General features: G+C 53.2%; 9 protein-coding genes. All 9 read right to left on the reverse strand.

Going from position 1 to position 12,827, the window contains the following annotated elements:
• Nucleotides 1-173: 173 nt before the first annotated feature.
• On the reverse strand, nucleotides 174-812 hold the full coding sequence (locus tag HNR65_RS09310; RefSeq protein WP_220128337.1) for an MBL fold metallo-hydrolase: 639 nt from the start codon (nucleotides 810-812) through the stop codon (nucleotides 174-176).
• Nucleotides 813-826: 14 nt separating this feature from the next.
• Entirely contained in the window at nucleotides 827-1,057 is a 231-nt protein-coding gene (locus HNR65_RS09315) for a hypothetical protein (RefSeq protein ID WP_181551214.1), read from the reverse strand.
• A gap of 391 nt (nucleotides 1,058-1,448) precedes the next feature.
• Nucleotides 1,449-4,481, reverse strand: a complete 3,033-nt coding sequence (locus HNR65_RS09320; RefSeq protein ID WP_181551215.1) for an FAD-dependent oxidoreductase — start codon at nucleotides 4,479-4,481, stop codon at nucleotides 1,449-1,451.
• Between the two features lie 3 nt (nucleotides 4,482-4,484).
• Nucleotides 4,485-5,369: a CoB--CoM heterodisulfide reductase iron-sulfur subunit B family protein gene (locus HNR65_RS09325; protein ID WP_232364724.1), complete on the reverse strand. Its 885-nt coding sequence runs from the start codon at nucleotides 5,367-5,369 to the stop codon at nucleotides 4,485-4,487.
• A 2-nt stretch (nucleotides 5,370-5,371) separates the two neighbouring features.
• On the reverse strand, nucleotides 5,372-6,997 hold the full coding sequence (locus HNR65_RS09330; RefSeq protein WP_181551216.1) for a 4Fe-4S dicluster domain-containing protein: 1,626 nt from the start codon (nucleotides 6,995-6,997) through the stop codon (nucleotides 5,372-5,374).
• Nucleotides 6,998-7,377: 380 nt separating this feature from the next.
• Entirely contained in the window at nucleotides 7,378-7,731 is a 354-nt protein-coding gene (gene divK, locus HNR65_RS09335; protein WP_181551217.1) for a DVU0259 family response regulator domain-containing protein, read from the reverse strand.
• 44 nt (nucleotides 7,732-7,775) lie between these two features.
• Entirely contained in the window at nucleotides 7,776-9,302 is a 1,527-nt protein-coding gene (locus tag HNR65_RS09340) for an ATP-binding response regulator (protein ID WP_181551218.1), read from the reverse strand.
• 86 nt (nucleotides 9,303-9,388) lie between these two features.
• A complete protein-coding gene (locus HNR65_RS09345) occupies nucleotides 9,389-11,092 on the reverse strand; it encodes a sigma 54-interacting transcriptional regulator (protein WP_181551219.1) in 1,704 nt (567 codons plus the stop codon).
• Nucleotides 11,076-12,821 carry a PAS domain-containing sensor histidine kinase gene (locus tag HNR65_RS09350; RefSeq protein ID WP_181551220.1) on the reverse strand — a complete coding sequence of 582 codons (1,746 nt, stop codon included), beginning with the start codon at nucleotides 12,819-12,821 and terminating at the stop codon, nucleotides 11,076-11,078. The genes HNR65_RS09345 and HNR65_RS09350 overlap by 17 nt, the downstream gene beginning before the upstream one ends.
• Between the last annotated feature and the right edge of the window lie 6 nt (nucleotides 12,822-12,827).

Below are 12,827 nucleotides of genomic sequence, written 5' to 3' on the forward strand. Positions count from 1 at the left end.
TGGCCTGTGCAGCCCAAAAGCGCCTGTATACAATAAGCTCTTTTCATACCCAAACTGAGATCCATAGTAAAGTTCAAATTTGGCGTCAAGTAAGAATTCCGGGAAGTTACAGACACACCCCATCGGCGCGGGGCAACCAGCGGACAACACCGCGGTTTTGGCAGAATCGCCGTCTATATTTCAATGACCCGGCCGGCCCCGCCGGCAAGGCTTTTGTGCCCGAGCCTGGACTGGATCTGCTGTTTGTACTGGGTGCAGTGGGTGGCACACACCCAATCCAGCTGATCAATGACCGGAAAATCACAAAATCCGTGAAGCCCGCCGATAAGCGCAACAGGCGGGCCGATTGGTGCTGCGGCCGCAAGGATGGTTTCCACACCCGGATGAGAGCATCCCGCAATCACCACCACCTTTTGGCCTTCTTTGATGCACATGGACTGCTCAATATTTTTCAGCGTGCCCGTGGAATAAATGTTTTCGTGAATTTCAATGGGATGTCTGATGGAAACGGTTTCCGGGGCGTGGTCCACACTGGAAATGGTATCCGGCACATAGACCCGTACGGGATTGAGTTCCAGGATGCCCGGCAATCCACCAGTGTGGTCCCAGTGATCATGGGAAATGAAAATCTCCTGGATACAGTCAGGACTTATTCCCAGGCGGTGCATGTTTTCTGTCAGGATCTGTCCGCTTGCGCCGGTGTCAAACAAAATGGTCCGGCCGAAGGCCTCAATTAAGGCTGCAAAACCCCAGTCCGGGGACAGTCGTTTGTCAAATGCATCATTGTCGTATAGAATCGTAATCTTCATCATCAGCCTCCTTGTTTTTACACGCTTGCATCCGGGAAATTGTTGATGTCCTGCACATAGCCTTCAAAATCATTTTGGGCAAGAAAACGGGAAATCATCTCCCCGACCATGGCGGCTGTGTCCACACGGTATTTTCCTGAGGCATCAGCGCCGGTGATCTGTTTTGCGTTTTCCACAATGGCGGTAAGCGCGGAGGCCGGTATATTCACATTCACGTGCACTTCAAGCAAGTCTTTTGAATCTGCCATTTCTCCCCCTTTCCTTTCAGGTCAATTCTCTGCATTACAAATGCCGAAAAAATGCAAACCAAGTAAGTTTGATGGAATCGTAAAAAGTCCTAAAACTGATATAATCGCCAACAATAAAAAAAGTAACCTCATGATTTTACTTAACACTTAATCACTTAAAACTTAACACTGCCTGTGAAAAAGACTTTTTACAGGCTTATCAAGTTTCAAGCATATGCCAAAAACTTACTATAAAATCCATCTCATAATATTTCAAGGGCAAACAGACAGGAGAGCAACGCAAGGGGTCTTTACGGGAAAACCTCGGCACAAATGAAAAAAACACATCTTCCCGGCGAAAATAAAAATGCCCGGGGAAGCCGCAGCCTTCCCGGGCACAAATGCAGTTGGATCAGTTGGCCATGGAGGCATCGATCATGGACATGATCTGGCCGTTTCCAAACCCTTTCAGCTCTATGGCACCTGAGCGGCATGAAGCCACGCACAATCCACACCCCTTGCACAGGGCGGACTGGATTTCCGCCTTATCGGTTTTTTCGCTGATCCGGGGGGCGGAATACGGGCACACGGATACGCATACCCCGCAGCTGGCGCACAAGGACGGGGTCACCTGGGCCACGGTGCCGCTGACCGAGATATTTTTGGCCGAAAGCAGGGTCACAGCCCTGGCCGCTGCTGCCTGGGCCTGGGCAATGGATTCATCCAGGGGCTTGGGTCCGTGGGCCAGGCCGCACAAAAATACCCCGTCGGTTGCAAAATCCACCGGCCTGAGCTTTAAGTGCGCTTCCACGAAAAACCCGTCATCGTTCTGGGTGACCTTGAAAAACCGGGCCAGGGGATCGTTTTTCTCGCGCACCACGGCTGATGCCAGCACCACGAGATCCGGGGAAAGCGACATGCTCCGCCGCAGGGCCAAATCCCTGAAACCAATCTTCAGGGTATTGTCTTCCGCCTCCACTGCCAGCCCTTTGTCAAAATCATACCGGACAAACTTAATGCCGCCGGCCCTGGCCTCCCTATAGAGATCCTCTCTTAGGCCGTAGGGCCGCATATCCCTGTAAAGGACAAACACGTCCATCTCCGGTTTTCGTTTCTTGAGCTCAAGGGCGCTTTTTATGGACTGGGTACAGCAAAGCTTTGAGCAATAAGGCCTTTCGGCAATCCTGGAGCCCACGCACTGAATAAATACGGCACAATTGGCCCGGCCTATGGACGGATCATTGTCCACCAGCCGTTTTTGCAGTTCCTGGCCGGTGATCACGCGTTGGTCTTTGCCGTAGAGGTACTGATCAACAGGCTTGTATTCAGACGCGCCCGAGGCAATCACCGCCACGCCGTGCTCAAGTGTGCTTTGCTGGCCGTGACTTTCAATGGTGGTTTTAAAATCACCCACAAACCCGTCCACATTTTTGATAGTGGAATTTAAATGCACGGCAATATTGGCATTGCTTTCAATCCGCCCGGCCAGGCCGGAAATAAATTCCTGTACATCCTCGCCCCGCCAGGTTTCGGGCAGATTCCGGGCGTTTCCGCCCAAAACCGTGTCGCGCTCCACCAGGTCGACCCCGTAGCCCTGCAGGGCCATATTTTCAGCCGCTGTCATTCCGGCCACGCCCCCGCCGATAACCATGGCCCGCTGATTAATCTCCAAAACCGGCTCTTTTAAGGGCTCGATTCTGGCGGCCTTTGCCACGGACATGCCCACCAGGTCCCTGGCCTTTTGGGTGGCGGCCTCTGGATTGTTTTTGTGCACCCAGGAATCCTGGTTCCGAATATTGACCATTTCAAACAGGTACTTATTGATCCCTGCGTTCTGGAGTGTTTCCTGGAAAAGCGGCTCATGGGTCTTGGGCGTGCAGGCGGCCACCACAATGCGGTTTAGGCCTTGGTCTTGGATGACCTGGGCCATCTTGTCCTGGGAATCCTGGGAACAGCTGAACATGTTCTGCTCGGCATACACCACCCCGGGCAGGGTTTTGGCATATTCCACCACATTGGGCACATCCACCACGCCCGCAATATTGGTTCCGCAGCAGCAGACAAAAACACCGATGCGCGGAGGATCTCCGATAACGTTTTTCTCCTTTGGCATTTCCTTTGCCCGGGTCCGGGTCCACCTGGCATTTGAAAGCCTGGAGCCCACCACCCCGGCTGCCGCACTGGAGTCGATCACCGAGGAGGGAATATCCTTGGGCCCCTGGAAGGCCCCGCAGACATAAATGCCGGCAACAGAGCTGGAAACCGGGGCAAAGCTGGAAGAAGCCGCAAAGTTATAGTGGTTGAGTTCAATTCCCAGTTTTCTGCCCAGTTCCGCGCCCCGGGCCGTGGCACCCAGGCCCACGGACAGCACCACCATGTCAAATTCTTCTTCGCACCTCTTTCCGGATTCATCAATGTAGCGGATCAGGTGCTTTCCGGTGCCGTCCACCGGAGGGGCGCCGGTTACTTTGCTTTTGACAAACCGCACCCCCATCTCGTCTTTTGCCCGGTTGTAATACTTTTCAAAATCCTTGCCGTTTGTGCGGATATCAATATAGAAAATGGCCGTATCCAAATCATGCTTGCAGTGCTCCTTTGCCAGCATGGCCTCCTTGACCGCGTAAGTGCAGCAGACCGCCGAGCAATACCCCCTGGCGCCCATGTGCTCATCCCTGGAGCCGATGCACTGCAGCCAGGCGATTTTTTCCGGTTCCTGCTTGTCAGAGGGCCGGACCAGGTGGCCGCCGTAAGGCCCGGAAGCCGACAGGATCCTTTCAAACTCCAGGCTGGTGACAATATTGGGATACTTTTTATACCCGAATGTGTCGTGAACAGCCGGATCAAAGGTTTCGCTGCCCTGGGACAGCACCACAGCGCCCACATTCAGGGAGATTTCCTTTTTGGTATCCTCGTAATTGATGGCGCCCGTGGGACATTTTTTCTCACAGATTCCGCATTTGCCCTTGTTGAGTTTAATGCAGTGCTCCGGATCAATGGCATACTTCAGGGGCACGGCCTGGGCATACTGCACGTAAATGGCCTTGCGGTTGGCCAGGCTGCCGTCATATTCATTGGGGACCTTTTTGGGACATTTTTCCGCACAAAGCCCGCATGCAATACACTTGTCCACATCCACATACCGGGGATGGCTGGTGATGCTGACCTCAAAATCGCCTTCCTCGCCGGAGATGCTGTTGACTTCTGAAAGGGTGAGCAATTCTATGTTGATGTGCCGGCCGACCTCGACCAGTTTGGGCGAGATAATTCACATGGCACAATCATTGGTCGGAAATGTTTTGTCCAGCTGGGACATCATCCCGCCGATGGAACTGGACCTTTCCACCAGGTAGACATAGTAGCCTGAATCAGCGAGATCCAGCGATGCCTGCATTCCGGTGATGCCTCCTCCCACAACCAGCACAGCGCCATTGTTTTCACGCGGCATTATCTACTCCTTGTCCTTGCTTAAATAGGATTCTATTTTGCTTATATCGAGCTTGTTGGCCCCAAGACCCAGGGTTTGGGGATCAATGTTCATTGAAAGTCCCAGCAGCTGGGGAAAAAGAATGGAAGGCAGGGCCTTTTGGCCGGCACTGTCCTCAACAAGCATCTGCTGCACGGTATCAAACTGAATCTGGCAATACGGGCAGGATGTGCAGAAAAAATCAGCCTCTGCCTTTATTGCAGCTTCCCGCTTTCTTGAAAACAGATCCGCTGACAGTGCATCATTGGTCCCCATCAGCGGCGCCCCGCAGCATTCCAGCTTGTTTGTCCAGTCCACGCTTTTGGCTCCGGTTGCAGCCACCAGTTCATCAAACAGGGACGGGGCCACCGGGTCATCAAACTGCGTGACACTGCTGGGCCGCAGGGCGTGGCATCCATACTGCACGGCAATGTTTAATTCTTTATAGGTTTTGTGCACCTGCTTTTTGATCGCAGCAATGCCCGTGTCATGATACAGCACGGACAAATAATGGCGGATCCGGGTTTTTCCCTGGTAATTCAGGCCCATTTCCCGGATTTTGCCCAGCACTTCATCCTGCAGGGGGCCCTTTTCAGCCATGATGTGCTCGGCATTTTTCAGCGCCCCGAAACAGCAGTTGCACAACACCAGCATATCCAGCCCCTGATTTTCGGAAAGGGCCAGGTTTTTGACTGAAGAAAGAAGAAACGCCTTTTTGTCCACATTGCGCATGGGATAGCCGCAGCAGTTAAACTGCCTGATATCTGCCAGTTCCACTCCGAAGTTTTTTAAAACAGCCCTGGCGGCTGTTTCATACTGGGGAACCCGTGAAGGAATCTGACAGCCGATAAAAAAACTGTAGCGCATCATAATTATCTTAAACCTCCGGCCTGATCATGATTTTGCCTTCCCTCATCCACACCGGCCACTGCCATGTATTTCAGCTCATAGAGGATGTCGGTGACGTTCACATTTTGCGGGCAATGTTCCTGGCACTGGTAGCATGTCAGGCAATCCCATATCATTTTTGCGCCCATGGCTGTTTCGGTCAGCCCCAGCCCGAGACTGCACATGATCTGATGGGGCAGCAGTCCGAGCTGCTCCTGGGGATCTTCGTAATTGCCCACCACCGGGCATACGGTTGAGCAATTCTGACACCCGAAACAATAGGAAAATGTATTTTCAAAACCACTGGTCGGCTGCTGGCCTCCCGCAGGAGGGGTCAGGTCAATGGAGCGGTCCGGATCCAGCAGGGGCCGGTATTTTGCAGAAACCGCATTGTCGGCTTTTTCCAGCGGCAGGGGATAAATGTCAGCCGGGGTCTTTTTGCGGTTCAGCCCCCTGACAAATGAAAGCTGGGAAAGGACCAGCGGTTCTGCAGGGCCCTGCTGCAAGAGTCTTTCCCTGGCATTGAGCCACAGCTGCCGCAGGTTGATGCCCGAGGGGCAAACCACGGTGCACCTGTCGCAGTTGGTGCACAGATAAATCCCTTCCACAATGGCCCGGGTTTCGGCTTCGTTCAGGTCTCTGCCGGCTGCCAGGGCCTTTAGGGGCGCAATTTTCTCCGATGGGAGAATATAAGTGTTCTGCCTTGCTTCATAACCCATCATGGCAGAGCAGTAAAGGCTGCAGGTGCAGCAGTGGGTGCAGGCGTCCAGTTCTATGATCTGCCGGGTGGCCACATTTTCCGGTTTGGATTTTTTTTCATCCATCACGGCATTGGCCATAATGGTGATGGGCGTTGAAAAAATATGCAGCATTTTGCTGAAAGGCAGGTATGCCAGCCCGATAAAACAGGAGAGGAAATGAATATACCACAATATGCCCACAAAACCGGCCCGGTCCATGGCACCGGCGGCCGGACTGAGGATCTTTCCGGTGGAATAGCTTGCAAAGGCCGATTTCGCCGGGGCATGGCAGTAAGCACAATAACTTTCATGGGCCTGTTTGCCCTGATCCAGCACATCGGCTGCAAACGGGCGGGTCACATCCGAAGACACAAGACCCTGGTCACTTACCCAGTAGCTTTCCAGTGCACGGAGTTCTTCCTGGCTGAGCCAGCCGGCGTACTCTTCCGCCATATCGGAAAATTCAGTTTTGGAAGTAATCTTTACCCCCGACAGCAAAAACCCCGACAGGATAATCACCGCCAGTATGCCGATGGCATACTTGTCCATGCTGCTTGTCATCAGCCTCGGTATCTTGAGGAAAAAACGCCGGATCACGGCAACAACGACCCCGGCAAGAACCATGAGGCCAAACAGGTCCCGGAGAAAGAAATAGGGATTCAGGGTGGGTTCATAATTGCTGAAAAGCGCATCTGTGACAATGCGGCCCAGGGCGTGCATGAACAAAAGCAGGATAAACCCCCAGAAGATGAGCATGTGCATGGCCCAGCGGAGAACGCTTTCCTTTAAGATCTTTCGCTGCAGCAGCACATCAAGGACAAACGCCTGAAGCAGCCGGACAATCTTTGCGCTGAAGATAACTGCGAGCATTGACTTCAGCGCTGAAAAAAATCTTTCCGAAGCGCTCATCTTCTGCCCGTAAAACCCGGCCTCCCGTTGAAACCAGGTGCCGCCCCTGTATATAAGCCCCAAAAAAAATATGATTAAAGAGGCATATAGGGATACCGTGAAAACCATACCAGAACCTCCGCAATGACATGTTAATCAAAAATTTGTATTCAGACCGGCTAACCTATATCGATTATTAAAACGAGTCAAGCAAAAGCTCAAAACGAATTGAGCCCTGCTGAAAGACCAGCGGCCAGAGAACGGGAAAAATCGCATGCTGGCAGTGCAGGCCAAATGGAGAGCGCAGCGGATGGCGCCGGCACAACGGTCCGGTCGTCCGGCGGCGACAGGGGGAAAGAAAATTATGTATTTTGATTTATAATATCAATTACCTCGTCAGGGTCAAACGGCTTTGACAGGTATCCCACAACATCGCGCACCGACAGATGCCGCGAGGGCATGGCACTGATGATCAGCACCGGCGTGTCCCTGAGTTCGCCGCCCTGCTTGCGCAATTTCCGGTAAAAGCGGGTTCCCCATTCCTCAGGCATTTCCAGGTCCAGGGTGATCAAATCCGGCTTTTCCCGCTGCAGCACCGCCATGGCTTCCACTCCGTCATAAGCCTCGCAGGTTTCAAACCCGTTGTTTTTCAGTACGCTGACGAGGTACTTGACCGTGGTAGGGTCATCGTCGATTACGAGGATTTTTTTGGCCATCGTTGCCCCCTTGCTTGATATTTAAAAATCCGAACGCGGTGTTTTCAAACGGCGCCCTGTTGTCCGTATGGAATCCGAATGCGAAATCGCGTGCCCCGGCCCGGGGTGGATTCCACCTCGATGGTGCCGTTGTGCTGGGTGACGATTTTCCGGGTGATAAACAGCCCGATGCCGGTACCCCTGGATCGTTTTGAAGAATAAAACAGCTTGAAGATATTTTCCCGGGTTTCCGCGTCCATGCCCGGACCGGTATCGCTGATGTCAAAGCAAACCCCACCGTTTTCGGAAAAAGCCCTGAAGTCGATGCAGTGGGACGCTTTTCCCCGGTCCTCGGCGCAGGCGTCCAGGGCGTTTTCCAGGATATTGACAATGGCGACCCGAAGCTGCTCAGCATCAATGGTGATTCGGCTGTTCTCCAGAGATTTATCCACCTCCCGGATAAGCTCAACCCCGGATTCCCTGGCGCGGGCAGCCACCACCTTTGCGGTTTCACGCACAAATGCAGCGATGTCGGCCGGCTGTTTATCCATCTCCATCTCGCGGGCATAATACAAAATATCAAGCACCATGTTCTTGATCCGGTCAGACATGGTCTTAACAGTCTTGAGCCCCTCGGAGATTTCCTCCGGATCGTCGCGGGAAAATCCGGAGTTTAGCATGTAGACCCCGCCGTCAAGCCCGGTTAAAAGCCCCTTGATGCCGTGGGAGACCGACCCCACCATCAGACCCAGAGAGGCAAGGTGATCCTTTAAATCCAGAAGCGGGGAGATGTCGGTCATCATGATCATGACCCGGGAGACCTCTCCGGTTTCGTCCTGCAGGGGTGTGGTCCAGGCAAACATGTGGCAGGTCCGGCCCCCGCCGTCCGGGGTGAATTTCAATTCCTCCTGACAGGGGCCTCCCTCTGCAAAGCTCCTGGTCACCGGGCAGCTGTCGCAGGGTTCATCCAAGCCCCTGAACAATTCATAACAGGCAATCCCCCCGGGGTCATCGATGCCAAAATCGCATTTAAGCGCCTTGTTGACTTCGGTGATACGGTAGTCGCCGCCAATGACGGCCACATAACCGGGCAGTTCTTCAAAAAGACGTCGAAAACGCCCGTTTTCAGTATTTTCATCCCCTTCTGCCGCGGCATTGATCCGATCGGTCTTCCGGCGGACCATGTCCTCGAGATTTTCTGTATAACTGCGCCACTGCTGGCGCAGCTTGATGCGTTGTCTGGCTTTTTCCAGGGCGCTTTCCAGTTCCCGGTCCTCGATGGGCTTGGTAATGAAATCCGTGGCTTCGTATTTCAGACTTTTGATGGCCAGGTCCATGTCCCCGTGACCGGTAATCAGAATAACCTCGGTGTCCGGGTTCTCGGCCTTGAGTTTGCGCAGAAGATCAATGCCGTCCATTCCGGGCATTTTGATATCCGCCAGCACAATCTGCGGCCGCTGATCATGAAATACCCGAAGGGCGGTTTCCCCGTTTTCCGCGGTATGCACCTCATATCCCATATCAGACAGGGAAATGCCCAGTACACTGCGGATGCCCTCTTCATCGTCGACAAGAAGTATTTTTCCCGCCATGTTCACAGACCCCGTAAAGATAGGTGCCTGACGTTGGCCCCTGCCTTGTCAGGCAGGATTGCTTGATTTCAAGGCGTTATGGGTTTCTATGATGCGATTTGAAACTTTTTCATTTTTCGCCAAAGCGTGGAGCGGTCAATATTTAAAACTTTTGCCGCCCGGGTCTTGTTCCAGCGGCACTGGTCCAGCGCATCCATGATTTTCATCCGCTCGCTGTAATCCCCGGAGTCCGCCGGACCCGGAGATTTTGCGGGTGCTTCAGATTCAATCAGGGCCCGGGGAAAATGATCCGTTTCAATGGTGTCACCCCGGCAGATAATCACCGCGTGCTCCAGGATGTTTTCCAGTTCCCGCACATTTCCGGGATAGTCGTAATTGAGCAGGATATGCATAGCCGGCCTGGATATTTTCTTAACCGGCACATCCATGGCCGTGCAAAGTTTTTTCAGTATGTGGTGAATGAGCAGGGGCAGGTCGCTTTTGCGGTCCTTTAGCGGCGGCAGGGCAATGCGCATGACATTAAGCCGGTAAAACAGGTCCTGCCGGAAGCGTCTTTCCTTGACCAGTAGATGCAGATCCTGGTTGGTGGCCGAGATGATGCGCACATCCACTCCCGTGGTTTTCCGTGATCCCAGAGGGTAAAACTCCCGGTCCTCGATAACCCGCAGCAGCTTTGCCTGCAGCGGCAGCGGCAGATCCCCGATTTCATCGAGAAATATTGTGCCGCCTTCTGCCTCCTGGAAGCGGCCGGGCTTGTCACGATCTGCACCTGTAAACGCCCCCCGCACATAACCAAACATTTCCGATTCCAGCAGGGTGTCGGGCAGGGAGGCGCAGTTGACCTTGACCAGCTTGCGCCCGGCCCTGGGGCTGGCGTTATGAATAATCTTTGCCAGCAGGTCCTTTCCCGTGCCCGTGGGCCCCTCAATCAGGGTGGTGGTGTCTGTGGCCGCCACCATGGGGATCATATCAAAGATTTTCTGCATGTCCGGATGCCGGCCGATCATGTCGTAAAAAGTATAACGATCCTTGATGGCACTATAAAAATGGTATTTCAGCGACAGGTCGGTAATGGTGATCAATCCGCCCACGATCATATCAGATCCGTTTTTCAGGGGCAGGTAAGTCACCCGGGCCGGCAACAGGTGACCCTGCTCGGTCATCAGCCGGGTCTCGGTTGAAAGTTGTTCACCAACGCCGTTGGGGTAACCGCATTGATCGAGTACGTCCCGGCAGAACCGGGGACCGAAAAACGACTTACAGGATTTGCCCAGCAGCTCGGTGCGGGAAAAGCCGGTAATCTGCTCGGCATTGGTGTTGACAAACGTGACATGGTTGCCCCGGTCCAGGGTCAGTATCCCGATATCCAGGCTGTCTAAAATCAGCTTGAGCCGAAGGTCGTCGAAACGGATGCGCTTGATGAGCTCCCGGAATGCGCTGTGATCCTGAAAAACCTCCATGCAGCCGATCATCTGACCGTCCTGCCCGTAAACCGGCGACTCGATCTTGGTAATGGAGGTGGCTTTATTCTGTTGGTCCTTGACCTCAATATCCGAAACCAGGGTCTGAGTGATTTCATCCCTGGATTCGAGAAATTTGCACCGGCCCCCGCAAAGGTAATCAAGAAATACATGGTAGCAGTACCGCCCCACGGTCCCGGATGCCGTAAATCCGGTCAACTGCTGGGCGGATCGGTTAATGGAGAGAATCTTTCGATCCCTGGACAAAATGATCACACCCAGGGAAAGGCAGTCAAAAATTTCACCGATCTGTTCATACTCCAGCAGCATTGTTGATCATCCCCCCTTCAGGCGGCGGAGCGTCTTGCTTTGAAACCGGAAAGCGGATGATAAACCGCGCGCCCTGGCTGCGGCCCGGTTCGGCGTAAATGGCCGCCCCCCATTCCCTGATGATGCTGTAGGAAATCGAAAGCCCCAGGCCGGTGCCTTTTCCGGCATTTTTGGTGGTGAAGAAAGGCTCAAAAATCTTGTCCACCAGATCAGGGGCAACCCCGCTTCCCGTATCCTCGACCTCGATTATAACAAAACGGCCATCTGAATGCGAGCGCAGAAAAATTTTCTTTTCCCTGGTGTCCATGCCCGGGGATCTCCGGCCCCAGCGATCCTCGATGGCATCCCGGGCATTGACCAGCAGGTTGACAATGACCTGTTCAAGCTTGCTCTCATCTGCCCGGACACTGGGCAAATGCGGAGATAGTTCCCAGACCACGTCAATGCCCCGCAGCTTGAGCTGCTGGGCAAAAATGTCAAAAGCCTTTTCAACCACCGGGTTGACACTTACCTTTTCGGATGTGATGCCGGATTTGCGGCCGAATTCGCGCATATGACGGATAATCCGGGTGGCCCGGTTGATGTGGGTATCGATCTCTTCGGCCATGGTACAGAGATTTTCATTTTTAATGGGGGTGTTGCTCTTGATTTTTTTCATCAAATAACTGCTTGCTGTCTTGATCACCGACAGGGGCTGGTTGAGCTCGTGGGCTACACCAGTGGCCATTTCCCCGAGGGTCGCCATCTTGCTTGCCTGAATGAGCTGCTGTTCGGCCTCCAGGCGCTGGGTGATGTCGCTGGTGGTAACGAGATACACGAATTTCCCCTCGTATTCCGACGGAGAAATGCGAATGTTGACAAACAGGGTTTTTTCACTTTTCCGCAAATGCCTGGCCCGGTGGATTTCATTCCGCATTTTGATTAACTGCCCGAAATATTTCCGGTCGTCGGCAACAAACAAGTCGATGAACCGGGTGCCGCAAATCTCGGATTGACTGTAGCCATAAACCCCCTGGACACTTTTGTTGCAGTCAAGAATCGTGAAATCTTCCCGATCGATGACAAAGATTGGGTTGGCAATGTTGTTGAATATATCCTTATACTTTTTTTCTGATTTTTTCAGTTTGTCTTCAAGCAGCTTCAAATCCGTGAGATCAAGGGTCATTTCCAATGCAGCCGCAATTTCTCCGGTATCGTCGTCCTTCTGGGGAGAGGTAACCACCAGCCAGTGGGCGGTTGTGCCGTCTTTCGCATATCCGGTTTCCTCGCTGAAATGGGGCAGCCCGTCTTCAAAGGTTTTTTCCACCGGGCAGGGCTCGCATTTCTGCTCGCGGCCCTTGTAAGCGCGAAAGCAGTATTCGCCGATTTTCGGATTAAATTTTTCAGCAAACCTGTGATTGAAGTGAATCAGCCGGAAATCCTTATCCAGTATGGCAATTTCGCAGGGCACCAGTTCAAAAAGATTGCGGTATTTCTGTTTCTGCTTGTTGAGTGCAGCCTGTTTGCGCGCAATTTGTTCGCCCATGAATAAAATCAGCATCGCGGCCCCGGCAAAGGTGAACATGGCCAGCAGCAGGACGGCTTTTACGAGCGGAGAGATTTGCCGGTCCGTGTCCATGCCCGACCATGCCCAAAAGGTAATGCAAACCAGCAGGGCGGTTCCCGCGATCAGGAAGAAAAGCAGCCCAAAGGCCGTGCGGGTTCGCATATACGAAAAAAATTTCAGCATTCCCGA

Source organism: Desulfosalsimonas propionicica, from assembly GCF_013761005.1.
Classification (GTDB): domain Bacteria; phylum Desulfobacterota; class Desulfobacteria; order Desulfobacterales; family Desulfosalsimonadaceae; genus Desulfosalsimonas; species Desulfosalsimonas propionicica.